The organism is uncultured Shimia sp. (assembly GCF_947498095.1).
GTDB lineage: Bacteria > Pseudomonadota > Alphaproteobacteria > Rhodobacterales > Rhodobacteraceae > Shimia.
Genome location: NZ_CANMJE010000002.1, coordinates 294,805 through 319,802, shown reverse-complemented (window position 1 = coordinate 319,802; position 24,998 = coordinate 294,805). Strand labels below are relative to the sequence as shown.

The following is a 24,998-nucleotide window of genomic DNA, read 5'->3' as shown; positions in this document are numbered from 1 at the left end:
ATTTTGGCAAAAATACTCCCGCCGGAGGCATCTGCACGCACCACCGGCGCCAACCTCACAGGATGTTCTCATGATCCCCACCTCCTACCCCACGCCAGAGGAAATGGCCCGCCTTACGGCCCGTATGCTGCTCGAAATCGGCGCGGTGAACTTCAACACGGACGAGCCCTATACACTGGCCTCGGGCCTGCCCTCGCCCAGCTACATTGACTGCCGCAAGCTGATCTCATTTCCGCGCATCCGCGCGACATTGATGGATTTCTTGACCGTGACCGTTATGCGCAATGCAGGCTTTGAGGCCTTTGACAACATCGCGGGCGGCGAAACCGCGGGCATCCCCTTTGCAGCCCTCGTAGCCGAGCGCATGGCTCTGCCCATGACCTATGTACGCAAAAAACCCAAAGGCTACGGCAAGAACGCCCGCATCGAAGGCGCCATGAGCGAAGGCGAACGGGTTCTCTTGGTTGAAGACCTAACGACCGATGGCGGCTCAAAACTCAGCTTTGTCGACGCCATCCGCGAGACGGGCGCCACCTGCGGCCACACGGCGGTGATTTTCTACTACGACATCTTTCCCGAGACCACGAAGACCCTCGGAGATCATGGCGTCGACCTGCATTACCTTTGCACCTGGTGGGATGTTCTCGCCGAAGCCCGCGCGCAAAACGCCTTTAGCGAAGAGACCCTTTCCGAAGTGGAATCATTCCTCAAAGCCCCGCGCGCTTGGCAAGATGCGCGCATGAAGTCGTAAGTGCTTCTTAGGTCGGATAAATTTGTCCGACCCACCCAAGCCAGGATGGGCGCGCCCCCGCCTAACACCACTATTTGTGGACAGATCCTATCTATCAGCCCCCAAATGTGGTAGATAACCGACAGCCCTGACTTATCCACAGATCGTCCACAGGAACATACAATTTGCCCTTCGCGCTCGGCGTAGTCTAGAAGCTGAGATCAAGGGCAGTGAGGGACAAAATGAACGAGATCGCGAATATCAACGCAACTGGCACTGAGGCAGAAACCGAAGACCCGATGCCACACTCCATTGAGGCTGAACAACAGCTTCTGGGCGCGATCCTGACCAACAACGATATCTACGACCGCATTGCCGCAATCATCAAGGCCGAGCATTTCTACGACCCCGTACATGCACGTATTTTTGAAGTTGCCTCGGCCCGCATCGCCCGCAACAACCTCGCTTCACCTGTGACGCTGAAAACCTTCCTTGAAGATGATGAGGGCCTTAAAGAGCTGGGCGGCCCGGCTTATCTTGCGCGCCTGGCTGGCGCCGCGATCTCAGCATTTGCCGCGCGTGATTATGCGCAAATGATCTATGACATGGCGATCCGACGCGAATTGATCGGCCTTGGCAATGATATCACGACCCGCGCCCAGAAAGCCGATGTCGCGCTGGAGCCTAAAGAACAGATCGTCGAGGCGGAACAGGCACTCTACAAGCTTTCGGAACAGGGCAAAACCGACAGCGGTTTCGTGTCCTTCCTCAAGGCTGTGACAGAGGCCGTCAATGTTACCAACCAAGCCTATGAGCGTGGCGGCGGCATGGCAGGTGTGTCCACAGGGCTCACTGATCTCGACAAACAGCTGGGCGGTCTGCACCCCTCGGATTTGCTGATCCTTGCCGGTCGCCCTTCAATGGGCAAAACCTCACTTGCCACTAACATCGCCTTCAACGTCGCCAAGGCCTATAAAAAGGGTCTGAAAAGTGACGGCAGCGAAGGTGCGATTGACGGTGGCGTCGTGGGTTTTTTTTCACTTGAGATGAGTGCTGAACAGCTTGCCGCGCGTATCCTTGCGGAAGCATCTGAGATTTCCTCGCATAAAATTCGTCAGGGTGATCTGACCGAAGGCGAGTTTCGTCGCTTTGTCGATGCCGCCAAAGAGCTTGAGGCCTGCCCGCTTTTTATCGACGACACCCCAGCCCTGCCGATTTCGCAGCTCGCGGCCCGTGCGCGCCGTCTCAAGCGGACTCATGGTCTGGACGTGCTGATCATCGACTATCTGCAGCTTTGCCGCGGTACATCTGAGAACCGCGTTAACGAGATCGCCGAGATTTCGATGGGCATGAAGGCCATCGCCAAAGAGCTGAACATCCCCGTGATCGCTCTGTCGCAGCTGTCACGTCAGGTCGAAAGCCGCGACGACAAACGCCCGATGCTGTCGGACTTGCGGGAATCGGGATCAATCGAACAGGATGCCGACGTGGTGATGTTCGTGTTCCGCGAGGAATACTACAAAGAACGCGAAAAGCCCGGCGATCACGAACTTGAGCGCATGGCAGAATGGGTTGAGGCGATGGAGAGCCTGCACGGCAAAGCCGAAGTTATCGTCGGCAAGCAGCGTCACGGTCCCATCGGCACTGTAGACCTCAGTTTTGAGGCGCAGTTCACCCGGTTCGGCAACTTGGCCAAGTCCTGGCAACAGCCCTCCGACGACAGCTTCTGATGACACCAAGTCAACCAAGCCTGCGCGGGGTGAACCACATCACCCTGGTTTGCGCAGATTTGAATCGATCTATTTCATTTTATACCAATGCGTTGAATGCCACTCTTCGCGCAAAGTGGACGCGTGGGGCGTATGTCGAAATCGGCCCGCTTTGGCTGTGTCTTGAGCAAGGGCACCCAACGCGACGGGACGATGATAGCCATGTTGCTCTGGACTGCGCACAAGAGGATTTCGAGGCCCTGTCTGCTCAGATTTCCGCACGGGCCCTCTTGTGGAAAGACAACACCTCGGAAGGCGCCTCGCTCTATTTCCTCGACCCGGACGGTCACAAGCTGGAATTGCATGTCGGTTCACTTGAAACGCGACTTGCTGAGTATTTCGGTCGATCAGACGTTACCCTCTACTGAAGAGGCTTGACGGACCGCCCTCGGGCGCGTTCAACTCGCGTCATGGCACACTCATGTCTTTTCTTTGAACGGGCGACCCTGCCCCGCCACTTCGGTTTCCGTCGCAAACGCTTTGCGGGATAGCACACTCTCTGTTCGCCACCCTTTTGGAAAACGGAGAGAAGACCATGACAGAGTTCACAGATATTCCTGTAATTGACGCCTCGGCCCTGTACGATGGCGATCAGACCACCCTGATTGATGCCTTTCGCAAGGCCTATGGCACAACCGGCTTTGGCTACATCGTCAACCACGGCATCGACCCGGCGCTGGTTGAGGCGGTGTTTGACGCGTCCCGAAGGTTTCACGCCCTGCCGATGGACGCAAAAATGGCCATTAGCGTTGATCGAAACCACCGCGGCTATATCCCCATCGACACCTCGACCGATGTCAATTCCACGCTGGCCGAAGTCACCAAACCCAACCAGTCCGCCAGCTTTATGATGATGCGCGAGGATGCCGTTGAAATTCCCGGCCAATTTCTTTCTGGCCCCAACCAATGGCCCGACCTGCCCGAATTTCGCGGTGTACTTGAGGCTTACACCCAGGCCCTTTCGCAGCTGGGCTATGCGCTGATGCAGGTTGCTTTGCAGGCCGCGGGCGTGACCGATCTGTCGATTATGTTTGCGTTTGAGACCCCGACAACTTGGCTGCGCCTGTTGCACTATCCACCAGCCCCTGCACAGGCCCCAGATGATTTATTTGGGTCAGCCCCACATACTGATTTTGGCTGTTTGACGATATTGGCTCAGGACGATGTTGGCGGCCTGCAGGTACGCACCCCCGCAGGCAATTGGGTGGATGCGCCGCGCATTCCCGGCAGTTTTGTGGTCAATGTTGGTGATATGCTGCATCGTCTTTCAAACGGTCGGCTTTTGTCGACGCCCCACCGTGTCATCAACAGGTCGGGCCGCGAGCGCTATTCCTGCCCGTTCTTCTATGACCCAAACGTCGCTACAGAGATCTCACCGCAACCGGGCACAGGAACCGCGCGGTTCCAACCGATCGGCTTTGACGATTTTCTACGTGGCGAGTTGGAAGCCGCCTATGACGCCCACAAGGGTGCGCCCTGAGACACCGATTGCGTGGCTTTCCCCCTTGACCTCAACGCCCACGCGTTCGACAAACCCTCATGGCTACCGCGACCCTGACAATTGACCTCCCCGCCCTGATCGACAACTGGCGCGCGCTTGATGCGATGACCGCCTGCGAAACCGCTGCCGTGGTCAAGGCCGATGGGTATGGGTTGGGCGCCGACCGTGTGGCACGCGCGCTTTTGCAAGCTGGTGTCACCCGTTTTTTCGTGGCCGCAACCGAAGAAGGTGCGTCTTTGCGCGAAGCTTTGGGCCCGGGGCCGGAAATCAACGTCTTTTCCGGTCATATGTCCGGTGACACTGATATGATCGCGGACATGACTCTGACCCCGATGCTGAACAGCGCCGAGCAGATGCTGCGCCATTTTGAGGCCCTGCCCAACACGCCCTTTGGCGTGCAGCTTGATACCGGTATGAACCGACTGGGCATGGAGCCCGCCGAATGGGACGCTCTGAAAGACATTGCCTTGGAAATGGGACCAACGCTGCTGATGTCGCATCTGGCCTGTGCTGACGATCCAGAGCATCCGATGAACCCGCGCCAACTGGCAGCTTTCCACGAGATGACGGACGGGCTGGACGTGCCCCGCTCGCTTGCGGCCACGGGCGGCATCCTGTTGGGGGATGACTATCACTTTGACCTCACGCGCCCCGGTGTGGGCCTCTATGGGGGCCTGCCCTTTGTTGATGCGACACCGGTCGCACAGCTCGACCTTCCCGTGATCCAGATACGGGATGTCGAACCGGGAGAAAGCGTGGGATACTCAAATACATGGCTTGCAGAGCGCCCAAGCCGAGTCGCAACCATTGCGGCCGGTTATGCCGATGGCATCCTCCGTGCCATGGGCGAAAACGCAGTTCTGCACGCGCAGGATGACCCTTGCAAAGTCATCGGACGTATCTCGATGGACATGATTGGCGTCGATGTCACCGACCTTGATGAAGAGCCCACAAGCCTGCAGCTGTTGGGTACGCATCAATCGGTGGACACCGTGGCCGAAGCGGCGGGCACAATAGGCTATGAAATCCTGACGTCGCTGGGCGCACGCTATGGACGGCGGTACAAATCATGATCCTGACTGCCCCTCTTGCCGCACTCGGGCGCGCAACGATGGCCTTGTTTGCGCTGATCGGACAGGTGACGATTTTTGCGGTTTCGGCCATCACCCACATCTTCCGCCCGCCGTTTTATGGCCGTGAGTTTGCAATGGCGCTGTTGAACATCGGCTGGCTCTCACTGCCCGTTGTCGGTCTGACCGCCATCTTCACTGGCGGTGCCTTGGCGTTGCAAATCTTTGACGGTGGCAGCCGGTTTTCGGCCGAAGCTGTGGTGCCGCAGATCGTCGCCATCGGCATGGTGCGCGAGTTGGGCCCTGTGCTTGTAGGCCTCATGGTTGCCGCCCGCGTGACCTCGTCAATTGCGGCTGAGATCGCTACGATGAAAGTGACCGAACAGATCGACGCGTTGACAACCCTTTCCACCCATCCGATGAAATACCTGACCGCGCCAAGGCTCTTGGCCGCAATCCTTGTAGTGCCGGTGCTGGTGGCAATCGGCGACATCATCGGCATCTACGGCGGCTTTTTGGTCGGCACACAGCAGCTGGGCTTCAACCCTTCAACTTACGTCCGTAACACCGTTGATTTTCTTCAACAATCTGACATCATCTCGTCCCTCATCAAAGGTGCAGTCTTCGGTGGCATCGCCGCGACGATGGGCTGCTATTACGGCATGAACTCTGGCCGTGGCGCCCAAGGCGTGGGTCGTGCCACCAAAGCATCGGTTCAAGCCGCTGCCGTTCTGATCCTCGCCGCGAACTTCCTGCTCACATCGTTGTTTTTCACCACATGATTACCTTTACCGACGTTCATAAATCTTTCGGCCCCAAACGGGTTCTGCAGGGGGTCAACCTTGAGATCCCTAAGGGTGAATCGATGGTGATCATTGGCGGGTCCGGCACTGGCAAATCCGTGGCGCTGAAATCCGTTCTGGGCCTGATCACCCCTGACAGCGGCACCATCACCGTTGACGGCAAGGACGCCACCCAGGGCGACCGGGACGCCTTTCTCGCCCGCTTTGGCATGTTGTTTCAGGGCGGCGCGCTGTTCGATTCCCTGACCGTCTGGCAAAACGTGGCCTTCCGCCTGTTGCGTGGCTCGCTGAAGCGCCCCAAGGACGAGGCACGCGAGATCGCTGTTGAGAAACTGCGCCGCGTCGGGCTGACACCCGATGTTGCCGACCTCTTCCCCTCTGAGCTGTCCGGCGGCATGCAAAAACGCGTGGGCCTTGCCCGCGCGATTGCGGCAGAACCCGAGATCATCTTTTTCGACGAACCCACCACCGGACTCGATCCGATTATGTCCGGGGTTATCAACGAGTTGATCCGCGAAATTGTTGTGGAAATGGGCGCCACAGCAATGACCATCACCCACGACATGACATCTGTCCGCGCCATCGCCGACAAGGTCGCCATGCTACATGACGGCGTGATCCAATGGACCGGCCCGGTAGGCCAGATGGACAACTCTGGCGATCCCTATCTGGAGCAATTCATCTCCGGCAGCGCAGAGGGACCGATTGAGGCGGTAAGATGAGGCACATACGCCTCCACGTGTGCGGCGTTATACGTAGCAACAGTCTTTTGCTCTAATTAGGGCCTTTCCAAGCACCAACTGAGCTCGAAGTCACTTGAAAAGACTTCCAAAATTTTTGCTCTGCTTCCTCCTAACTTGACTACTGCGGTCACACCACGCAGCCATCAATCGACAATCCAGCAGGAGAGTGTCATCTTCTATCCAGACGATGATTGACGTGGGGGTCTTGTTTTGCTCATTCTCGGCATTCTCATTCTATTTGTACCGCCCGTGGTCACCGCTCTGACCGCCTATTTCGGCTATGTCATGCTGAAAACCCGGCGGCTTATCGGCAGTGCTCTTATGGGGCTTGCAGTTTACATGGGCCTGATCATGCTTTGGGAGTTTCAATATGACATCGGGATCGACCTGCCCGATCTCGACTGGATCCCTCCTGGACTGTCCGGCGATGCGACGCTTTTGGCAGTCGCGGGTTTGATGGCGCTTGGCTTGATTTTGGCGGTGATCAAATGGCCCGAGGGGCAACGCTTTCGCTGGCTCGCGATTGTGACGGCACTGTTGTGGGGCGCTGTGTGTTTTGCGGGACTTGTGCTTAGTCAGGTCAACTTTATGCACTAAGGCGTGGCGCAGAGTGCGCGATTTTCCCCATTGGGACGGCTTGAGGCGCGCGTCAATCGTGACTAGGTCGCCAAAACACTATCGAAAGTGCACATATGCTGCGTATCGCCAACCTTGCCCTCTTGATCCTGTTTCCCATCGCGTGGTTTGCTCCGCTGTTGCGGGCCGGGCTTTTGCCGATCTTCGGGTTGTCAGAAATCTCGATCATCTCAGGCCTGCAATCCTTATGGGACACGGACCCGGCGCTGGCGTTGTTGGTCACCTTCTTTGCGATTTTTGCGCCTTACATGAAGACCATTGGTCTGGCGCTCATTCACTTTGGGCAAATGCGGCGGCGGGTGCTGCCTGCGCTGGAAATCCTCGGGAAACTTGCGATGGCCGACGTCTTCCTGATCGCGCTTTACGTCGTGCTGGTCAAAGGGACGGGCTACGTCACCGTGGAAACCGGCTGGGGACTTTATCTCTTTACGGCCTGTGTTCTGGCCTCAATCGGCATTAGCCATTTGACGCGCAAGCGGTAGTGGTCCAAAACGAGAACATGGCAAAATCAAAAACCCAGTTCTCCTGCACCGCGTGCGGCAATATCACCAACAAATGGTCCGGGCGGTGTGACGCCTGTGGCGAGTGGAACACCATTGTCGAGGACACGCCCCTGTCGGCAGGCCCCGCCGCGGCCAGTCTGGGCAGCAGCAAGGGTCGCTCGATCACCCTGACCGATCTGCGAACCGAGGAAACTCCGCCCCCGCGCACCAATAGTGGCTTGGCGGAATTGGACCGGGTTCTGGGTGGCGGGTTGGTGCCTGCCAGTGCGGTGCTTGTGGGCGGAGATCCCGGCATCGGGAAATCCACGCTATTGCTTCAGGCGGCGGCAAATTTCGCCAAACAGGGCCTCAAGACCCTTTATGTGTCGGGCGAAGAGGCCAGCGCTCAGGTCCGCATGCGGGCGCAACGGCTGGATTTGACCTCGGCGCCCGTGCAATTGGCAACCGAGACCAATCTGCGCGATATCCTGACCACGCTCGAGGCCGAAAAGCCGCAACTGGCCATCATTGATTCCATCCAGACTATGTGGTCCGACAACGTCGGCAGCGCGCCGGGCAGCGTCTCACAGGTGCGCGCAGCCGCGCATGAGCTGACAAGTTTTGCCAAACGCAAGAATATGGCCGTGATCCTTGTGGGGCACGTCACCAAGGAAGGTCAGATTGCCGGCCCCCGCGTGGTCGAACACATGGTCGACACCGTTCTCTACTTTGAGGGCGAACGAGGCCACCAGTTCAGAATCCTGCGCGCGGTCAAGAACCGCTTTGGTCCTGCTGACGAGATTGGCGTTTTCGAGATGACCGGCAAAGGTTTGGCCGAGGTCACCAACCCCTCGGCGCTGTTCCTCTCGGACCGAGGGGAACCCAGCCCTGGAAGCGTGGTCTTTGCCGGGATCGAAGGCACCCGCCCAGTCCTGATCGAACTGCAGGCCCTTGTTGCGCCCTCTCCACACTCTCAACCCCGGCGCACCGTTGTGGGATGGGACAGTGGACGCCTCGCCATGATCCTGGCGGTTTTGGAAGCGCGCTGTGGCGTCCCCTTTACCGGGCTGGACGTCTACCTGAACGTGGCCGGTGGCATGAAAATCAATGAACCCGCCGCCGATCTCGCCGTGGCAGCCGCCCTTTTGTCTGCGCGGGAAGATGCTGCTTTGCCCGCTGACACTGTTGTTTTTGGCGAAATCAGCCTCTCAGGTGCCCTTCGGGCGGTCGGCCAGACAGAAAACAGGTTGAAAGAAGCGCAAAAACTTGGTTTCACGTCCGCAATCGCTCCGAAAGGTGGCAAGACTCCGGAAACCAGCGGCATATCGCTGAACCGAATGGGAGATTTGACCACTTTTGTTGGTGAGGTGTTTGGTGCAGGTTAAGGCCCAGGTGGGCTCAAGGATACGGAAAGCGCATGGAAGGTTTTACACTGATTGACGGCGTGGTGGCTGGTGTCATCATCGTCTCGGCCCTACTGGCCTATAGCCGGGGGCTTGTGCGCGAGGGCATGGCCATCGTGGGATGGATCGCTGCCGCTGTGCTTGCATTCATCTTTGCGCCACGCGTCGTGCCTCTGGTCAAAGAGATCCCGGTCGTCGGCGATTTTCTGGGCGAAAGCTGCGAATTGTCAGTGATCGCGTCCTTTGCGGCAGTGTTCGCACTGGCACTGGTCGTTGTCTCACTGTTCACACCATTGTTCTCTTCCCTCGTCCAGCGCTCGGCGCTCGGCGGATTGGATCAGGGCATGGGGTTCTTGTTCGGAGTTCTGCGCGGCATCCTGTTGGTCGCCATTGCATTTTTCGTTTACGAGACCGTGGCAACCTCACAGACATTCCCAATGGTGGACGACAGCCGGTCAGCCAAGGTCTTTAGCCGCATCACAGGCCAGATCGAAGAACGCGACCCGGCGCAGGCGCTGGGTTGGATCACCCAGCAATATGAGGATCTGGTGGGCAGCTGCGAATAGGCAATCGTTCCTACCCTCAAATACAAAAGCCCGCGCTGATACCGCGGGCTTTTACTATTCTTGGGGGTTACAGTGCCTAGGGGCGGCTAAACACGTCCTCCAGAACCTGACCCGCCGCCCCGCTTGGCATGGTTGTACCAAACATCGCGGCCAACGTGACAGCCACATCCACGGTCGCAATCTGACGCGCAACAATCGCAGGTTTGATCCCTGGACCCGAAAAGATCACCGGCACGTGGGTATCATAGCGCCACGGCGAGCCGTGCATCACCCCGATGGGCCCATCGTCCATAAGGAAGGAATACGGCGCTTGAGCGACATAGATATCACCCGACCGCAGCGGGTGAAAATTGCGCCGGATCGACTCTTCAAGATAATCCCCACGCTGCTCATCAAAAGGCACCGAAGGCATGGCCATGGCAATTCCGGGAGTCGCCAGAAGCTGATCAACGATAAACCGCTCTATTGCCCGGGTATCAGCGCCAACCGCGGCAATGGCCTCGTGATCCAGATAGATGTAGGGGCGAAAAATATCCTTGATAGCCTGATCCACACCAAACGCATCAGCAAGCCCAGTGTTCAACTCGGTTTTCAAGCCATCGTTGGTGTTGCGGTGCACCACATGACCCTGTTCCTGCATGAACTCGGCAAACTCCGGCATTCCGTGATCCGCAGACAAGACATAAAGCACATTGGATGCGCCCACTTCGCTGTCAACAAAGCTCAGGAACTCCGCGAGCGTGCGATCCAAGGCACGCACAACCTCTTCGTTCTCAAGGCTTGAAGGCCCAAAGAAATGGTTGGTGGCATCCACGCCGGAAAAGCTGACTGAAAGGTAGTCAGTATATTTGTCTTGGCCGAGGTCTTCGCCAACCAAAGCGGCCTTGGCAAACTCAGCCGTCAACACGTCGCCAAAGGGACTTACCAGAACCTGCGTATAGTAAATGCCATCCTCTGGGGCGCCATAGGGATGTGGAAAGGTGCGGCCAAAGCCTTTGAGGTCCGTCTCATAGGGGCGGTCATCATTTTCTGCCAAAAGGTAGCTGTCCAGCGGGCTCTGTAAGTCCCATGCCTTGCCCGCCATCGCATCCGCAGGCTTGGCCGCATTCCACGCCGCAGCCCACTCGGGATAGGCGTCGTGATAAAATCTGCTGGTTTGAAACGCGCCGGTTGACGTCGACATCCAATAGGCTTTGCCCACATGTCCCGCCATGGCTACAGCTGAGCGGTCCTTGCCGGAAATTCCGATCACCTTGGAGCGCCCATTGTTTGCTTTGTAAAGCTCATCCCCAAAAGTCGACGCCAGGATATTGACCGGCGAGCGCCCATCAGTGCCCGCAGCCGCCTGAGAAGGATCCACCTGAATCCCATCGCCGCCAAATCCCGGCAACGGCAACAAAGGATAATTCTCATCCTCGATGTTATAGCCCAGTCGCCCGTCTGAACGGTCAAACCAGGCATTGCCGATCATGCCGTGCTCAGAGGGATGCGCCCCTGTGGCGAGCGTCGCATGACCAACGATGGTTTCGGTATTGGCATGCATGTGATGGGCATCCGTGTACCAGACGCCATTGTCGATCAGGCGTCGAAAGCCCTCTTGGCCGAAACTGTCCATGTAGCGGTGCAGCAGGTCACCGCGCAGTCCATCCACGGTGATTTGCACAATCAACTTCGGTGTCTCGGACACGGCTATTCCGGGCACGGCCAGCGCGCCGACCATCATCAAACTACAAGTCAGGTTTCGGATCATGCTGTGCACTCCTGTTTCTTGGTCTTTCTTTGCTTTGCATCAAGATAGTGCGCCCTCAGCACAAGCACATCATTTTTCGGCCAAATTCCCGCCAGCGACATTCGCGACACTTTCGGATGTGATCCTTTCGTGACATATGGCGCGCAACCCCTTATGAGAGGCGCAAGCCTGCCAACACGGATTCGGAGCCACTCGCCTTGTCCAAGCATATGCCGCCTGCCCACCCGTTTGATGATGACAAGCTGAAAGAGGAGTGTGGCGTTTTTGGCGTCATTGGCCTCAAGGATGCTGCCAACTTCGTCGCCCTTGGTTTACACGCCCTGCAACACCGAGGTCAGGAAGCCGGAGGCATCGTTTGCCACCATCCCGAACACGGTTTCAACAATGCCCGCCGCTTTGGCTATGTGCGTGACAACTTTACCAAAGAAAGCCTGATGAAAACCCTGCCCGGTCCCTTGTCGATCGGGCATGTGCGTTACAGCACTGCCGGGTCCAAAGGCGCAGCCATCCGCGACGTCCAGCCCTTCTTTGGCGAGTTTTCAATGGGCGGAGCCGCAATCGCCCATAACGGCAACATCACGAATGCCGAAGCCCTGCGCAAAGAGTTGATTGAACGCGGATCAATCTTTCAATCTTCGTCCGACTCAGAGTGCATCATCCACCTGATGGCACGGTCCCTGCAGCGCAACATCCCCGAACGCATGGAAGACGCCCTGCGACGCGTTGAAGGCGCGTTTTCAGTTGTCGCGATGACCCGCACCAAGTTGATCGGTGTGCGCGACCCCCACGGGGTCCGCCCGCTGGTTCTTGGCCGCCTCGGCGAAGGCTGGGTGCTCAGCTCGGAAACCTGCGGTCTTGATATCATCGGCGCCGAATACCTGCGCGAGATCAAACCCGGTGAAATGGTGGTCATCACCGAAGATGGCGGAGTAGAGTCATCGTTCCCCTTCCGTCCTCAACCTTCCAAATTCTGTATCTTCGAGCACGTCTACTTCTCGCGCCCTGATTCCATCATCGGCGGGCAGTCGGTCTATGAGACCCGCCGCCAGATCGGTGTGGAACTTGCCCGTGAAAACCCCGTCGACGCGGATTTGGTCTGCGCCGTGCCGGACAGCGGCACCCCAGCTGCGATCGGCTTTGCCCATGAGAGCGGCATTCCCTTTGGCATGGGCATTATCCGCAACCAATACATGGGCCGGACCTTTATTGAGCCGACCGAGCAGATCCGCAACATGGGTGTGCGTCTCAAGCTGAACGTCAACCGATCGCTGATCCGTGGCAAACGCGTGATTCTTGTGGATGACTCGGTTGTGCGTGGCACCACCAGCCGCAAGATCAAAGAAATGATCCTTGATGCGGGCGCGGCAGAAGTGCATTTCCGCATTGCCTCGCCCCCCACGGCCTGGCCCTGCTTTTATGGCGTCGACACGCCACAACGCGACAAGCTGTTGGCGGCCACGATGACCGAAGACGAAATGGCAGAACATCTGGCGGTGGATAGCCTCAAGTTCATTTCGCTCGACGGGCTCTATCGCGCCGTGGGTGAAGCGTCCGGCCGTGACGCCTCTTGCCCGCAGTATTGCGATGCCTGTTTCTCAGGCGAATACCCGGTTGAGCCAGCAGACATGCTGAACAAAGGCTTTGAGATGAAGGCCGCCGAGTGAGCCTCCCGGCTCTTTCAGACCCAATTCAAAACGTCGTCGAGACGTGGCCAGAGCTTGCGCAAACCCGCTTTTATACCCTCCGCCAGATCATCCACGACACCGCCGCAACCAACCCGGACGTTGCGCCTCTGACCGAAGACCTGAAGTGGGGCGAGCCGTCGTTCCTGACCAAGACAGGCACCACGCTGCGCATCGACTGGAAACCAAAACACGCTGAAGAGATCGGCCTGTTTGTCATCTGTCGCACAGATCTTCTGGAGCAGGTGCGCAACCTCTACCCGGATACATTCCGATACGAAGGCACCCGCGCGCTGTATTTGCCGCTGGGCCAGCCCATCCCCGAAGAGGCAATTGCTTACCTTTCAAATCGCACACAGACTTACAAACTGTAATCCGGCCACGCGGTAACGTCTAAAATCCACCAGCAATGCTGCAGTGCGGCAAGAACCCGCCGACGACAGGAGCAGGCACTCTTTTCTTCCGCGCGCCCCCCTGATACCTGCCCGCCTCGACCCCATATCCGGGTCAGCGAACACAGGTATCTCATGAGCAACGACACCCCGAACACCGTGGCCGAAATGGCCACCCAGCAAGGTGCGCTGAAACGCGACACCCTGACCCTGATCGGGATCATGGGCGGAGCCACCACAATGCGGGCACTGATCATGCTGCCATCTGGCAGGGTTATCACTGCGAAGCAAGGTCAAAAGTCCAGCGTCGGAACGGTGGTCGGCATTGACGAGACCCGCGTAGTTCTGTTGCGCGGCGGCAAAGAGCTGACGCTGGAAATGCCTTCTTAGGCACGGCGCTGGTTGGTGAAGGTGTAGCGCACCAGCCTGCGCTTTGCTCCGGGAGGCTCAAGGTGCCGGTATTTGCCGCCAGAAAAGTAAGGCAAATCCACGGCGTGCCCATCCCGCACCATCTCTGCCGCAAGATCCCGGCCGTCTGGCAGAAAACAGGTGGCGACATAGCGGTCAAAGCTTGTTTCGCCATTCAGCCTTGCGGTCACAACATGTCCTTTGCACATCCTGACCATCGCCCATTTGGCCTTTTGACCGTAAGGTTCGTCGATTTCGGGGGCATCAATTCCCGCCAGACGTATCTTGGCACCCCGGATCACGATCGTATCGCCATCAATGACATAAACGCGCCCCGTAAGCTCAGATTGGACAGGGCGCGGCGCGATTTTCTGTCGCGCACGAGTCTGCCCCGCTTGTTGCCTCTTCCTTGTTTCCGGTTTGGCTGGCTTCGGCCTATTTGAACGTGGCTGTTGAGGCTTGGGTTTGACGTGGCTGCCGACAACAGCCCACGTCAGGCTAATGATAACCCCACCTACTAGAATGACTTCGATCATGAATTACTCCTGATGGCTCAACGCCATTCAGTTAGCCCCTTGGCAAACGTGAGTATTGTGATCCTGCGCCATCCTGATTTTTTTCGATGCCAGACATTTGCGCCCCAGACGTGCGTGGCTTCCCCCTTGACCTTGCCACCGGAACGCCGCACATGGGGGCATGACCGAAAAGATCGCACTTATCATGGGCGCGTCGCGTGGCCTTGGCGCCGCGATGGCCGAAGCCCTCGCCCCCGACTATCACATCGTTGCCGTCGCCCGCACGACCGGCGCGCTTGAGGAGTTGGATGACCGCATTCAGGCCAAAGGCGGCAAAGCCACCCTGGCACCAATGGACATCATCAACAAAGATGCGATGGCGCAACTGTGTCGCTCGATCCATGACCGTTGGGGCAAGGTGGATCTGTGGGTCCATGCTGCCGTACATGGCGCGCCGCTGACACCCGCCGGCCACATCTCGGAAAAAGACTGGGACAAGTCTGTGGCGATCAACGTCACGGCGATGGGCGTTCTGATCCCCTTCCTGACCCCGCTTTTGGGCGAGACAGGACATGCAGTGTTCTTTGACGACCCACGTGGCGGCGCCAAGTTCTTTGGCTCATACGGCGCCACCAAGGCCGCTCAAATCGCGCTGGCCAAAAGCTGGCAGGCGGAAAGCGTTAAGACCGGACCGCGTGTGTCCGTGGTACAGCCCGCCGAGATGCCCACCGGCACACGTGCGCGGTTCTTCCCCGGACAAGACAAAGACGCGCTGACACATCCGCGCGACGAAGCCCAACGCCTGATCACCGAACTGGACCTCTGATCGATACGGGCCGGACCGCATAAGGTTCGGCAGCCTCGCCAAGGCGCAAGGGGCACCCCTGCTCGCGAAGAGGCTCGTCCTTCTCAGCCAATGCTTGCCCCGACGCCCCTGCTCGCATAGACACGTTGCAAGAGCAGACAGGGGCAAAACATGCGCATTCTCATCACCAATGACGACGGCATCAACGCGCCGGGCCTCGCGGTCATGCATGCGATTGCGACCAAGATTGCAGGTGACGCGGGCGAGGTTTGGACCGTTGCCCCTGCGTTTGAACAATCCGGTGTTGGGCATTGCATCAGCTACACCCACCCAATGATGGTCTCGAAGATGGGCGAGCGCCGATTTGCCACCGAAGGCAGCCCGGCAGATTGCGTGCTTGTGGGCATCCACGACGTGATGAAAGACACCCCTCCTAACCTGATCCTGTCGGGCGTGAACCGGGGCAATAACTCAGCGGAAAACACGCTGTATTCCGGCACGATTGGAGCCGCAATGGAAGGCGCACTCCAGGGCGTCCCCTCTATCGCGCTCAGCCAGTACCTCGGGCCGGAAAACTATGACATTGACGATCCCTTTGAGGCAGCGTCCCGACATGGGGCCGAAACTGTGCGCAAAATCCTTGCGGCCACGCCCAAGGAAAACGCCGATTACCGCCTGTTTTACAATGTGAATTTCCCTCCTGTGTTGGCTGACAACGTCAAGGGCGTAAAACTGGCAACCCAAGGGTTTCGCCGCGACACCTGTTTCAGCGTTGAGCCGCACAACTCGCCGTCGGGGCGGCGCTTTTTGTGGATCAAAGGCGGCAACCAACGGATCATGACGGCGCCCGGCACGGACGCGGCGGCAAATCTCGACGGTTATATCTCGGTCACGCCAATGCGCGCGGACCTGACAGCCCACGACACTCTGGACGCATTGAAAGCCATCGAATGACCGACGCCCACAGCCTTGCCGAACGCAAAATGCAGTTCCTGTTTGCGTTGCGCTCCAAAGGGGTGACGGATCCGCGCGTTCTGACCGCGATGGAGCGCATCGATCGCGGGCCATTTGTCCGGGGTGTTTTTGCCGACCGCGCCTATGAAGACACACCTTTGCCGATTGCCTGCGGACAGACAATCTCGCAGCCCTCGGTGGTGGGGCTCATGACGCAGGCACTGGATATCTCGCCCCGTGACAAGGTTCTCGAAGTGGGCACCGGCTCGGGCTATCAGGCGGCGATCCTCAGCCAGTTGGCGCGCCGCGTTTACACGGTGGACCGACACAAACGGTTGGTCCGCGAAGCGCGGGCGATCTTTGAGGCGATGGACCTTGCCAATATCACGGCTTTTACATCGGACGGCAGCTTTGGTCTGCCAGATCAGGCGCCGTTTGACCGCATTATCGTCACCGCCGCGGCCGAGGACCCGCCGGGGCCCTTGCTGCAACAACTAAAGGTCGGCGGCATCATGGTTGTACCTGTTGGCCAGTCCGACACAGTGCAAAGTATGATCCGCGTGGTGCGCCACGAGAGTGGTTTTGACTATGACGAAATGCGCCCCGTGCGCTTTGTGCCATTGGTCGAAGGGCTTGCGCCGGACAACTGATTTGGGGCATACCCAAGCCTACAAGAGGCGAAAACGCCCGTTTCCTGGTAAAGAGTAAACCACGCCAACGGCGGAATCCTTTCGTAAGTTGGCAATTGAGGACATCGAGATGGCACATCCGGTAATGAGTCGGAAAATGGCCCGCGTGCTTTTGGCAGGCGCGGCGCTCAGCGCATTGGTCGCCTGCGAAGACGGGCTGGATTATGACTTGCGTGGCGGCTTTGGCGCCGACCTAGACACGACTGGCGCGGCTCAGACCGCAACGGCAACGCGGCCCCGCCCCGACAAACGCGGCATTATTTCTTATCCCAATTATCAGGTTGCCGTGGCCCGGCGTGGCGACACGCTGACCGATGTGGCGAACCGCATCGACGTGCCGGTCGCCGACCTGTCAAAATACAACGGTATCCGTCCGGAAGACACGCTGCGCCAGGGCGAGGTCATTGCCCTGCCCTATCGCGTCTCGGAACCGTCGGCGGCGACCGGAGGCTCTGGCGTTGTCACAGCGCCATCGGACGTTGACATCGCAGCGCTGGCCGGCGGCGCGATCAACGACAGTTCCGCAGCGGCCCCGCGTGTTGACAGCGAACCGCTCCAGCCTGCTCCGAAGAACGCCCCCAAGGGTGAAACCGGGTTTGAGCCCATCCGCCATAAAGTGAAACGCGGCGAGACTGCCTTTACCATCTCGCGGCTTTACAATGTCACGCCGCGCGCGTTGGCCGAATGGAACGGGCTCAACAGCGACTTCACCATCCGCGAAAATCAGATCCTGCTCATTCCCCCAGCCGCAGCGCCCAGTTCGGGCAGTGCTGCTGGAACCGCGGCCGCAGCAACCACCACGGCGCCGGGCCAGGGCTCACCAACCCCAACACCGCCAAGCGCGACGAAACCGCTGCCCGAGCCCAGTGCCACGGTCGATAAGCCAGAATCTCCGGACCTCGGCGCAACGCAAACCTCGACCGCTCAAATGGACTATCCGGTGGATGGCAGCATCATTCGCCCCTATTCCAAGGGTAAAAACAACGGCATCGATATTTCGGCACCCGCAGGCTCTGCGGTCAAGGCGGCCGCAAACGGCAAAGTCGCGGCCATCACCACCGATGCGGACAACGTCAAGATCGTGGTCGTGCGCCACGACAACAACCTGATGACAGTCTATTACAATGTCGACAACGTCAGCGTGAAAAAAGGCGCCAGCGTCAAGCGCGGTCAAAGCCTTGCCAAAGTGCCCTCAGGCGACAGTTTTGTGCATTTCGAAGTGCGCAAAGGCTTCGACTCGGTCGACCCGATCCCCTACCTCGAATGACCTGAGCCAGCCTCTCAGCTTTCGGACAAGGTTACTCCACGGCGACCCGCGAGGTCTGTAAAGTATTGCCAGGCCACGCGACCCGAACGGGCCCCGCGCGTGGCTTGCCATTCAATGGCCTCAGCCCAGAGCGTGTCTTCGTCAATCTCGACCCCATAGGCCCGGCAATAGCCCCGGATCATGTCCAGATACTCGTCCTGAGAACAGGGATGAAAGCCCAGCCACAACCCAAACCGGTCAGACAGAGACACCTTTTCTTCGACGGCCTCTGAAGGGTTGATCCCGCTAGATCGCTCGTTCTCAATCATGTCCCGTGGCATCAGGTGGCGACGGTTCGATGTGGCATAAAACACCACATTCTCTGGCCGCCCCTCTATACCACCGTCCAGCACGGCCTTGAGCGATTTATAGTGCTGGTCATCATGGCTGAACGAGAGGTCATCGCAAAACAGCAGAAACCGCTCGGCGCGCCCGCGCAAAAGGTTCAGCAACCGCGCCACACTGGGCAGGTCCTCGCGCTGCAACTCAACAATCTTAAGCGGCAGATCCTGCTTCAGAACCTCGGCATGCACCGATTTCACCAACGAGGATTTCCCCATCCCACGCGCGCCCCACAACAGGGCGTTGTTTGCCGGTAGACCCCGTGCGAATTGCAGCGTGTTCTCCAGCAACGTGTCACGCGACCGATCCACCCCGATCAACAAGGACACATCCACCCGGTTCACCCGCGTGACAGGTTCAAGCCGATCAGGGTCCACATGCCAGACAAAGGCTTCAGCCCCGGTAAAGTCCGGTGCACCAAGCGGCGCAGGTGACATGCGTTCCAGGGCATTGGCGATACGTTCAAGGGCATCTTGGGTCATGGTCGTCTCCGTACTGCCTGCGCTTCAAAGCATGTTCTGCGGCGTCCAACAAGAGGGGCACCAAATGAAAAGCGCGCCGGAAGAACCGACGCGCTGTTTCGCTCAATGCTTGGCAGATCAGGACTTGGGCGTCTCGTCAGCCTCGTCCTCGTCAAACTCTTTCATCAAAGGATCTTCGTCCTCGTCCTCGTCATCATCATCGTCGAACCACAGCCCCTCGGCCCGCAATTTCTTTTCCCGAGCCTTTTCGACTCGTGCGACCATGAAGATCGAAATCTCGTACAGGCCATAGACCACAACAAAGAGAATAAGCTGCGTCACCACATCTGGAGGCGTCACCAATGCGGCCAGCATCAAAATGCCAACCATCGCGTATTTGCGCACGCTGCCAAGGCCTGCAGCGCTGACCAGACCGGCCTTGCCCATCAGCGTCAACAGCACCGGAAGCTGGAAACACAGGCCAAAGGCCATGATGAATTTCAGCGTAATATCAAGGCTTTCGTTGACCTTACCAAAGAAAGTGACCTTGATCCCCTCTTGGGTTTCGGGGACCACCACGGCGTCTGCAGGCACGTCTGGCGTGGCTGAAGACAAGAGATTGGCAAAGATCGAGCTAACGTCAGCAAAGCCCAGGAAAAAGGCCATCGCCAAGGGTGTCACAACCAAGTGTGCAAAACTCGCACCAAGGATAAACATGAACGGCGAAGCGATTACAAACGGCAGGAACGCGCCTTTTTCATTGCGATACAGGCCCGGCGCAATAAAGCGCCACATCTGAAAGGCAATGACCGGAAACGCCATCGCAAAGCCAAACACCATCGAAATTCTGAAAAGCGTGAACAGGTATTCCTGCGGTGAGGTATATTGCAGCGTCGGAGACGGATCACCCAAGGCGCGCAGGGATTGCTCAATCGGCGACAGCAAGAAGTTCAGGATATGAACCGCGATGAAATCGCCACCAATTGGGATAAAGCAGATGCTGATCCCCACCACCAATGCCAGCACCGAGCGGATAAGCCGGGTGCGCAGTTCAGCCAGGTGTTCGATCAGCGGCGCGGTGCTGTCTTCGATCTCTTCTGTATTGCTCATGCTTTGCCCTTAGAGGTCGTATCCTCAGAGTCTGCTGCCTCTGCTGTCGCCGCCCGCGCAGCTTCAGCGCGGGCCTTGGCCTCTGCTGCGGCCTCTTCAGCGGCCTTGGCTTCGGCGTCCAGGCGCGCTTGCTCTTCGGCGTCCAGACGCTTTTGCGCCTTTTTGGCCGTGGCCTCTTGAATTTTCTTGGCCTTTTCAGCGCGATCCGCCGCCAGTTTTCCAGTGTTGCTTGTGGGGTCAATCCCGAGATCCGTGACTGATTTCAGCGCGTCATTGGCAGCATCCCGCGTGGCCTTCATCGGGTTCGCGGCTTTGCTAAAGGCATCCGATGTGCTTTTCAGCGTATCGGTCACATCCTTGACACCCGCCTGATCGGCGGCCTGGTTCATGGCGCTGGAAAACTCGCGCGCCATTCCCTTGGCCTTGCCGACAAACTTTCCGACTTGCCGGAACAGTACCGGCAAATCCTTTGGCCCCACAACGATCAGCGCAACAATGCCGATCACCAGAAGCTCGGTCATCCCGAGATCAAACATGGCGTTTCAGCCCCTTAGGTATTAGACTTTGTCTTTGTCTTCTTCTGGGGTCACGTCCTTGGCGGCGTCGGCAGCTTCCTGCTCCAGCTCTTCCTGACCCTCGTTGATACCCTTTTTGAACGACGTGATGCCTTTGCCCACTTCGCCCATCAGCGACGAGATTTTGCCGCGTCCAAACAGGACCAGTACAACAACAGCGATCAGCAGAAGGCCCGGCAGGCCAATATTTCCCAAACCCATGATGGTTCTCCTTAGCGTCGGAACCGCGTTGCGCGGGCCCCGGTTAAATGACCTGACCTAGATAAATCGTCACAGAGGGAACGGAAAGCGCCAAATCAGCCCAATCCCACCCTTTTTCGGCGGTTTTCGGCGTGCGCGATGTCAACAGCTTGTCAGTTGACAGGTTTTTGTCAGTAATGGGCAAAAAACAACAGAGAATCACCTGATGAAACGTTCAGACCGCCTATATGACCTGATCCAGATCCTGAAAGATGGCCGTTTGCACCGGGCCGAAGACCTTGCCCGCGACCTTGGCGTGTCGGTGCGCACCATTTACCGCGATATGGACACGCTGGCCGCCAGCGGGGTTCCCGTCGAAGGGGAACGTGGCCTCGGCTACTCTGCGAGGGCTGCCATCACCCTGCCCCCACTGAATCTAACCGAGACCGAACTTGAGGCCCTGCATCTGGGGTTGGCGGCGGTCGGTAACGGTGTGGAGGGCGAATTGAAAGACGCTGCCGAAAGCCTAAGCGCCAAGATCGACGCGGTTCTACCCGAAGACCGCCATGGCGCCCCGAAATCCTTTGGCTTTGCGATCTATCCCTTCGCCGATGCCGCACATGGGTTCAGGTTTCTAGGCGTCTTGCGCAATGCCATTCGCATGCGTCAGAAACTGCGCATAGCGATGCAGGACGGCGCGACACGGGATGTGCGACCTCTTAAGCTGGACTACTGGGGGCGTGTCTGGACCTGCCTTGTGTGGTGCGATACGCAAGACAGCTTTGCCACGCTGCGTGCAGACCAGTTTGAGAACGTGCAGGTTTTGCCCGGCTTGTTTGTCGACGAACCCGGAAAAAGACTTGAGGATTACGCCTCAGGCATTTGAAACTGCTTGAAATTCAGGACGCAGGAAAAACGAAACACCGGTCGCGCCGGATCGTAAGCCACAAGGGCGTTCCTTCCGCTGGTAGGAACACGTTTGGGACCGTCACTTTCAGCATTGAGCCGTCATAATCCATGCGGAACTCTACAAGGCTTTCGTTGCCCATAAAGCGCGCGCGCTCAACAATGCCTCGTGCTGCCACACCATCTGTTGGCGTTGGCGCAGGTCCTTTGCCGCCCCGATCAAAGTCCAATTTCAGGTGTTGAGGACGGATGACGATGTCGACATCTTCGCCGTCTTTAAGCCCTGGGGTGAGGAACCGTCCAAAGGGTGTTTCAGTCAGAGCACCATTGCTTACGCCGCGGATCACATTGATATCGCTGAAAAAGCCCAGAGCAGCCTTGTCGATTGGCGCGTTGTAGATGTTATAGGGCGCCCCCTGTTGAACGATCTTTCCGTCGCGCATCAAAGCAATTTCATCGGCCATGCGCATGGCCTCTTCCGGCTCGTGGGTGACCAGCAGCACGGCGGTGTCTTCTTCTTTTAGCACCGACAGGGTCTCATCGCGGATGTCATCTCGCAGGCGATTGTCCAGCCCCGAGAATGGCTCATCCATAAGCATGATACGCGGGCGTGGCGCCAAGGCGCGGGCCAGTGCAATGCGCTGCTGCTCACCGCCAGACAGAACATGCGGGAACTTATCCACAGCCCAGCTCAGGCCAACTTTGGACAGCAATTCCTCGACCCTCGCGCGTTTGGAATCTTTGGTCCCTTTAAGGCCAAAAGCCACGTTGTCGGCCACAGTCAAATGAGGGAACAGCGCAAAATCCTGAAACATCAGACCGATATGGCGACGTTCGGGCGGAACCCGAAACACTGTGTCACAGATCAGATTGCCATCGACATAGATCTCACCTGAGTCCTGCATTTCGACGCCGGCAATCATCCGCAATGTCGTGGATTTGCCGCAGCCAGAGGGCCCAAGCAGACAGGTCACATGACCCGGTTGAATGGTCAGCGAGACATCGTTGACCACGTCCCGGTCGCCAAACCGCCGTTTCAAATTCCGGATTTCGAGCCGGGGGGGTCCTGCTGCCACGTCTGCCTCACGCTAATGTCCGATGAAAACCATCGGAATTTTAAGAAGCCTTACCAGCCCCCCCAAAAAGCTGCAAGGGTTTGGGCGGGCCGCCAGCACGTCTCAATCAGCTGGCACAAGGTCAAACGGACGCTCAGCCAGAATGCGGCCGTTAACCTGCAAGGCCACCTTATGCGGTCCGGGATGCAGCTTAAACGTGGTCGCATTTCCCTTGAGACGATGAGATTTGGCCAGCGCCAGAGTGCCATCTTTCCCAATAACCGATTGTTTCAGCTTGAAAACCTTGCGCCCTTCCGTGCCGCTTGGGCGATGAAACCCCAACACGTAATCCACAAGCACTGGCGTTCCAACAGGACCTGCAAGAGTGACATCAAAGGCCAAAGACTGATCGATGACGACATGGTCTGAACCCAGATCAAAACGATCCACACGGATATCAGCATCAGCGCGATATCCCATCATTTCAAGCGCGCCGGGATGGCCTTGCTTCACCAGTGTTCTGAGCGCATGACGGGTCATCCACTGAAGCTCTTTCGCGTCTTGCTCTTCGGCTTTTTGCCACGAGGCAAGCCGCTCAAGCACGGCTTCTGGATTGATTTTGGCAATATCATTCAGGTGGTTCGCGACCGACCGCGTGACGTAACGCGTTGGATCAGCGTGAAGACGGTCCAACAAAGGCAGAACATCCAAAGGACTTGTGGTGATCGCCTTGGCCCAGGGCAACTTGGGGCGTGTGCCTTCGCTGACCAATCGGCGCACGTGGTAGTTTTCATCCCTTGCCCAGCGGTCCAAACGCGCAAAGGTTTCCTCGGGCCATCGGTTCAAAAACGGTCGGATGTAAAACTCCATCGAGAACCGTTTCGTCGCCGCATGAATGAGGTCCAAGGCGCGATCCCGATGTGCCTCTAACCCATGACGCACGGCCAGAATACCCGGTACCGCATGGATAAATCGGCCAAAATCATCATCCTGCAAGCTCGGATCCAATTCAGCAGGCATCGCGGCCTCAAGTGCCAGAGCCATGTTTGAAAAGGACGTTGGCAAACGCGCTTCGATACAATCAGCGATCCAGTCAAGACGCTCCATCAATTCGCGCCCTTGAAGCCCCGCAACCACTTGGCGGTGAAATGCTGCCCCATCAAAATCGGAAATGGCGGCAGAGTATTCTGCCGCCAAATCGCTTAAGGTTTCCACATTAAACAGCTGATCTTTCAAAGAAAAACCTTGCGACATCGTTACAATGTCGCGTTCACGTTTCCGCCATCCAAGAGGATGTTTTGCCCCACCATAAAGGCCGCAAACTGTGAGCACATAAAGGCGCAGGTGGCACCAAAATCACGCGGATTGCCATCGTGCCCGACAGGGATCGTGGCTTGGCGGGCGGCACGTGCCTCGTCAAAGCTGATGCCGGACTTTGCGGCAACACCGGTGTCCAATCCGTCAATGCGGTCGGTCGAGTGGCTTCCGGGCAAGAGGTTGTTGATGCAAACGCCGTTGGGTGCCACTTGCCGCGACATGCCAGCCACGTACCCCGTCAGGCCGGCACGCGCCGAGTTTGACAGACCCAGAACCGCGATCGGGGCTTTGACCGATTGCGAGGTGATGTTTACAACACGCCCCCAACCCTTGTCGATCATTCCAGGCACCAGCGCTTTCATTAGCGCAATTGGGGTGAGCATATTGGCATCCAAAGCACTGACAAAGTCGTCACGATCCCAATCCGTCCACATGCCCGGAGGCGGCCCACCCGCATTGTTCACAAGAATATCAACGCCTTGGGCGGCTTCGATCAGCTTGGCCTGCCCCTCTTCGCTGGTCACATCCACGGCCACAGTGTCGATTGAGACACCAAACCGGCCGCGCAGATCGGCGGCGGCGGCTTCCAGCGCCTCTGACCCGCGGGCGTTCATCACGAGATCAACGCCCGCTTCGGCCAAAGCCGTGGCACAGGCCAATCCCAACCCTTTTGATGACGCGCAGACCAATGCCCGCTTTCCTTTGATCCCCAAATCCATCATATCGCTCCTGTTCCTTGAATTCTGCACATGTAAATCACATTTTTAGCTCAGAGCCAGCAAATTGCCGAAGCACAGGCCACAAAGCGCCACATTTTCTGTGCTATGGTCAAAGCAACCAGACCAAAC

28 protein-coding genes are annotated in these 24,998 nt (G+C 57.9%); 19 read left to right on the top strand and 9 right to left on the bottom strand.

Going from position 1 to position 24,998, the window contains the following annotated elements; genetic code table 11:
- Positions 1–70: 70 nt before the first annotated feature.
- The 11 genes from Q0932_RS04765 (at position 71) to Q0932_RS04715 (ending at position 9,703) form a co-directional block, all read left to right on the top strand.
- Positions 71–751: an orotate phosphoribosyltransferase gene (locus tag Q0932_RS04765; protein WP_299350152.1), complete on the top strand. Its 681-nt coding sequence runs from the start codon at positions 71–73 to the stop codon at positions 749–751.
- Positions 752–972: 221 nt separating this feature from the next.
- Positions 973–2,460, top strand: a complete 1,488-nt coding sequence (locus Q0932_RS04760; RefSeq protein ID WP_299350150.1) for a replicative DNA helicase — start codon at positions 973–975, stop codon at positions 2,458–2,460.
- Positions 2,460–2,867: a VOC family protein gene (locus Q0932_RS04755; RefSeq protein ID WP_299350148.1), complete on the top strand. Its 408-nt coding sequence runs from the start codon at positions 2,460–2,462 to the stop codon at positions 2,865–2,867. Before Q0932_RS04760 ends, Q0932_RS04755 begins: the two co-directional genes overlap by 1 nt.
- Positions 2,868–3,034: 167 nt before the next feature.
- Positions 3,035–3,979: a 2OG-Fe(II) oxygenase family protein gene (locus Q0932_RS04750; protein ID WP_299350146.1), complete on the top strand. Its 945-nt coding sequence runs from the start codon at positions 3,035–3,037 to the stop codon at positions 3,977–3,979.
- A 59-nt stretch (positions 3,980–4,038) separates the two neighbouring features.
- A complete protein-coding gene (gene alr, locus Q0932_RS04745; RefSeq protein WP_299350144.1) occupies positions 4,039–5,073 on the top strand; it encodes an alanine racemase in 1,035 nt (344 codons plus the stop codon).
- Positions 5,070–5,852: an ABC transporter permease gene (locus tag Q0932_RS04740; protein WP_299350142.1), complete on the top strand. Its 783-nt coding sequence runs from the start codon at positions 5,070–5,072 to the stop codon at positions 5,850–5,852. Before alr ends, Q0932_RS04740 begins: the two co-directional genes overlap by 4 nt.
- Positions 5,849–6,595, top strand: a complete 747-nt coding sequence (locus tag Q0932_RS04735) for an ATP-binding cassette domain-containing protein (protein WP_299350140.1) — start codon at positions 5,849–5,851, stop codon at positions 6,593–6,595. The genes Q0932_RS04740 and Q0932_RS04735 overlap by 4 nt, the downstream gene beginning before the upstream one ends.
- Positions 6,596–6,826: 231 nt before the next feature.
- Entirely contained in the window at positions 6,827–7,213 is a 387-nt protein-coding gene (locus Q0932_RS04730; RefSeq protein ID WP_299350138.1) for a hypothetical protein, read from the top strand.
- A 95-nt stretch (positions 7,214–7,308) separates the two neighbouring features.
- Positions 7,309–7,734: a paraquat-inducible protein A gene (locus tag Q0932_RS04725; RefSeq protein ID WP_299350137.1), complete on the top strand. Its 426-nt coding sequence runs from the start codon at positions 7,309–7,311 to the stop codon at positions 7,732–7,734.
- A 17-nt stretch (positions 7,735–7,751) separates the two neighbouring features.
- On the top strand, positions 7,752–9,119 hold the full coding sequence (gene radA, locus Q0932_RS04720) for a DNA repair protein RadA (RefSeq protein ID WP_299350134.1): 1,368 nt from the start codon (positions 7,752–7,754) through the stop codon (positions 9,117–9,119).
- A 32-nt stretch (positions 9,120–9,151) separates the two neighbouring features.
- Positions 9,152–9,703, top strand: a complete 552-nt coding sequence (locus Q0932_RS04715) for a CvpA family protein (RefSeq protein ID WP_299350132.1) — start codon at positions 9,152–9,154, stop codon at positions 9,701–9,703.
- A 76-nt stretch (positions 9,704–9,779) separates the two neighbouring features.
- Here Q0932_RS04715 and Q0932_RS04710 read toward each other — a convergent pair whose 3' ends face one another.
- Positions 9,780–11,453 carry an alkaline phosphatase family protein gene (locus Q0932_RS04710; RefSeq protein WP_299350130.1) on the bottom strand — a complete coding sequence of 558 codons (1,674 nt, stop codon included), beginning with the start codon at positions 11,451–11,453 and terminating at the stop codon, positions 9,780–9,782.
- Positions 11,454–11,662: 209 nt separating this feature from the next.
- Between Q0932_RS04710 and purF the strand changes: the two genes are divergently transcribed.
- The 3 genes from purF (at position 11,663) to Q0932_RS04695 (ending at position 13,917) form a co-directional block, all read left to right on the top strand.
- Positions 11,663–13,117 carry an amidophosphoribosyltransferase gene (gene purF, locus Q0932_RS04705; RefSeq protein WP_299350634.1) on the top strand — a complete coding sequence of 485 codons (1,455 nt, stop codon included), beginning with the start codon at positions 11,663–11,665 and terminating at the stop codon, positions 13,115–13,117.
- Positions 13,114–13,509 carry a DUF1801 domain-containing protein gene (locus tag Q0932_RS04700; RefSeq protein WP_299350128.1) on the top strand — a complete coding sequence of 132 codons (396 nt, stop codon included), beginning with the start codon at positions 13,114–13,116 and terminating at the stop codon, positions 13,507–13,509. Before purF ends, Q0932_RS04700 begins: the two co-directional genes overlap by 4 nt.
- 153 nt (positions 13,510–13,662) lie before the next feature.
- Positions 13,663–13,917, top strand: a complete 255-nt coding sequence (locus tag Q0932_RS04695) for a hypothetical protein (protein ID WP_299350126.1) — start codon at positions 13,663–13,665, stop codon at positions 13,915–13,917.
- Here Q0932_RS04695 and Q0932_RS04690 read toward each other — a convergent pair.
- Positions 13,914–14,471 carry a thermonuclease family protein gene (locus Q0932_RS04690; RefSeq protein ID WP_299350124.1) on the bottom strand — a complete coding sequence of 186 codons (558 nt, stop codon included), beginning with the start codon at positions 14,469–14,471 and terminating at the stop codon, positions 13,914–13,916. The genes Q0932_RS04695 and Q0932_RS04690 overlap by 4 nt on opposite strands.
- Before the next feature lie 160 nt (positions 14,472–14,631).
- Here Q0932_RS04690 and Q0932_RS04685 point away from each other — a divergent pair, with 160 nt between their 5' ends.
- From Q0932_RS04685 to Q0932_RS04670, 4 genes are all read left to right on the top strand, one after another.
- Positions 14,632–15,276, top strand: a complete 645-nt coding sequence (locus Q0932_RS04685) for an SDR family oxidoreductase (RefSeq protein ID WP_299350122.1) — start codon at positions 14,632–14,634, stop codon at positions 15,274–15,276.
- Between the two features lie 150 nt (positions 15,277–15,426).
- Positions 15,427–16,209, top strand: coding sequence for a 5'/3'-nucleotidase SurE (gene surE / locus Q0932_RS04680; protein ID WP_299350120.1), 783 nt, complete (start codon positions 15,427–15,429; stop codon positions 16,207–16,209).
- A complete protein-coding gene (locus tag Q0932_RS04675; protein WP_299350118.1) occupies positions 16,206–16,859 on the top strand; it encodes a protein-L-isoaspartate(D-aspartate) O-methyltransferase in 654 nt (217 codons plus the stop codon). The genes surE and Q0932_RS04675 overlap by 4 nt, the downstream gene beginning before the upstream one ends.
- Before the next feature lie 109 nt (positions 16,860–16,968).
- Positions 16,969–18,165: a peptidoglycan DD-metalloendopeptidase family protein gene (locus Q0932_RS04670; protein ID WP_299350117.1), complete on the top strand. Its 1,197-nt coding sequence runs from the start codon at positions 16,969–16,971 to the stop codon at positions 18,163–18,165.
- A 14-nt stretch (positions 18,166–18,179) separates the two neighbouring features.
- On the opposite strand, the gene Q0932_RS04665 is transcribed toward Q0932_RS04670, so the two are convergent.
- From Q0932_RS04665 to tatA, 4 genes are all read right to left on the bottom strand, one after another.
- Positions 18,180–19,028, bottom strand: coding sequence for an ATP-binding protein (locus Q0932_RS04665; protein ID WP_299350116.1), 849 nt, complete (start codon positions 19,026–19,028; stop codon positions 18,180–18,182).
- Between the two features lie 117 nt (positions 19,029–19,145).
- On the bottom strand, positions 19,146–20,117 hold the full coding sequence (locus tag Q0932_RS04660) for a twin-arginine translocase subunit TatC (RefSeq protein ID WP_299350114.1): 972 nt from the start codon (positions 20,115–20,117) through the stop codon (positions 19,146–19,148).
- On the bottom strand, positions 20,114–20,653 hold the full coding sequence (gene tatB, locus Q0932_RS04655; protein ID WP_299350112.1) for a Sec-independent protein translocase protein TatB: 540 nt from the start codon (positions 20,651–20,653) through the stop codon (positions 20,114–20,116). Before tatB ends, Q0932_RS04660 begins: the two co-directional genes overlap by 4 nt.
- Before the next feature lie 21 nt (positions 20,654–20,674).
- On the bottom strand, positions 20,675–20,893 hold the full coding sequence (tatA, locus tag Q0932_RS04650; protein ID WP_299350110.1) for a twin-arginine translocase TatA/TatE family subunit: 219 nt from the start codon (positions 20,891–20,893) through the stop codon (positions 20,675–20,677).
- A 205-nt stretch (positions 20,894–21,098) separates the two neighbouring features.
- Here tatA and Q0932_RS04645 point away from each other — a divergent pair, with 205 nt between their 5' ends.
- A complete protein-coding gene (locus Q0932_RS04645; protein ID WP_299350108.1) occupies positions 21,099–21,758 on the top strand; it encodes a YafY family protein in 660 nt (219 codons plus the stop codon).
- A gap of 13 nt (positions 21,759–21,771) precedes the next feature.
- Here the strand turns inward: Q0932_RS04645 and Q0932_RS04640 are convergent, their stop codons facing one another.
- The 3 genes from Q0932_RS04640 to Q0932_RS04630 form a co-directional block, all read right to left on the bottom strand.
- Positions 21,772–22,854, bottom strand: coding sequence for an ABC transporter ATP-binding protein (locus tag Q0932_RS04640; RefSeq protein WP_299350107.1), 1,083 nt, complete (start codon positions 22,852–22,854; stop codon positions 21,772–21,774).
- 102 nt (positions 22,855–22,956) lie between these two features.
- A complete protein-coding gene (locus tag Q0932_RS04635) occupies positions 22,957–24,069 on the bottom strand; it encodes a DNA alkylation repair protein (RefSeq protein WP_366141383.1) in 1,113 nt (370 codons plus the stop codon).
- A 20-nt stretch (positions 24,070–24,089) separates the two neighbouring features.
- Positions 24,090–24,869, bottom strand: coding sequence for an SDR family oxidoreductase (locus Q0932_RS04630; protein ID WP_299350103.1), 780 nt, complete (start codon positions 24,867–24,869; stop codon positions 24,090–24,092).
- Positions 24,870–24,998 lie beyond the last annotated feature (129 nt).

Excerpts from the sequence above, each read along its gene's own strand:
- Q0932_RS04630 (WP_299350103.1), bottom strand. The coding sequence starts at position 24,869 with ATGGATTTGGGGATCAAAGGAAAGCGGGCATTGGTCTGCGCGTCATCA.
- tatB (WP_299350112.1), bottom strand. The coding sequence starts at position 20,653 with ATGTTTGATCTCGGGATGACCGAGCTTCTGGTGATCGGCATTGTTGCG.
- alr (WP_299350144.1), top strand. The coding sequence starts at position 4,039 with ATGGCTACCGCGACCCTGACAATTGACCTCCCCGCCCTGATCGACAAC.
- Q0932_RS04740 (WP_299350142.1), top strand. The coding sequence starts at position 5,070 with ATGATCCTGACTGCCCCTCTTGCCGCACTCGGGCGCGCAACGATGGCC.
- Q0932_RS04645 (WP_299350108.1), top strand. The coding sequence starts at position 21,099 with ATGAAACGTTCAGACCGCCTATATGACCTGATCCAGATCCTGAAAGAT.
- Q0932_RS04725 (WP_299350137.1), top strand. The coding sequence starts at position 7,309 with ATGCTGCGTATCGCCAACCTTGCCCTCTTGATCCTGTTTCCCATCGCG.
- Q0932_RS04675 (WP_299350118.1), top strand. The coding sequence starts at position 16,206 with ATGACCGACGCCCACAGCCTTGCCGAACGCAAAATGCAGTTCCTGTTT.
- Q0932_RS04750 (WP_299350146.1), top strand. The coding sequence starts at position 3,035 with ATGACAGAGTTCACAGATATTCCTGTAATTGACGCCTCGGCCCTGTAC.
- surE (WP_299350120.1), top strand. The coding sequence starts at position 15,427 with ATGCGCATTCTCATCACCAATGACGACGGCATCAACGCGCCGGGCCTC.
- Q0932_RS04690 (WP_299350124.1), bottom strand. The coding sequence starts at position 14,471 with ATGATCGAAGTCATTCTAGTAGGTGGGGTTATCATTAGCCTGACGTGG.
- Q0932_RS04685 (WP_299350122.1), top strand. The coding sequence starts at position 14,632 with ATGACCGAAAAGATCGCACTTATCATGGGCGCGTCGCGTGGCCTTGGC.
- Q0932_RS04760 (WP_299350150.1), top strand. The coding sequence starts at position 973 with ATGAACGAGATCGCGAATATCAACGCAACTGGCACTGAGGCAGAAACC.
- Q0932_RS04670 (WP_299350117.1), top strand. The coding sequence starts at position 16,969 with ATGGCACATCCGGTAATGAGTCGGAAAATGGCCCGCGTGCTTTTGGCA.
- Q0932_RS04715 (WP_299350132.1), top strand. The coding sequence starts at position 9,152 with ATGGAAGGTTTTACACTGATTGACGGCGTGGTGGCTGGTGTCATCATC.
- radA (WP_299350134.1), top strand. The coding sequence starts at position 7,752 with ATGGCAAAATCAAAAACCCAGTTCTCCTGCACCGCGTGCGGCAATATC.
- Q0932_RS04695 (WP_299350126.1), top strand. The coding sequence starts at position 13,663 with ATGAGCAACGACACCCCGAACACCGTGGCCGAAATGGCCACCCAGCAA.
- Q0932_RS04710 (WP_299350130.1), bottom strand. The coding sequence starts at position 11,453 with ATGATCCGAAACCTGACTTGTAGTTTGATGATGGTCGGCGCGCTGGCC.
- purF (WP_299350634.1), top strand. The coding sequence starts at position 11,663 with ATGCCGCCTGCCCACCCGTTTGATGATGACAAGCTGAAAGAGGAGTGT.
- Q0932_RS04765 (WP_299350152.1), top strand. The coding sequence starts at position 71 with ATGATCCCCACCTCCTACCCCACGCCAGAGGAAATGGCCCGCCTTACG.
- Q0932_RS04660 (WP_299350114.1), bottom strand. The coding sequence starts at position 20,117 with ATGAGCAATACAGAAGAGATCGAAGACAGCACCGCGCCGCTGATCGAA.
- Q0932_RS04755 (WP_299350148.1), top strand. The coding sequence starts at position 2,460 with ATGACACCAAGTCAACCAAGCCTGCGCGGGGTGAACCACATCACCCTG.
- Q0932_RS04735 (WP_299350140.1), top strand. The coding sequence starts at position 5,849 with ATGATTACCTTTACCGACGTTCATAAATCTTTCGGCCCCAAACGGGTT.
- tatA (WP_299350110.1), bottom strand. The coding sequence starts at position 20,893 with ATGGGTTTGGGAAATATTGGCCTGCCGGGCCTTCTGCTGATCGCTGTT.
- Q0932_RS04665 (WP_299350116.1), bottom strand. The coding sequence starts at position 19,028 with ATGACCCAAGATGCCCTTGAACGTATCGCCAATGCCCTGGAACGCATG.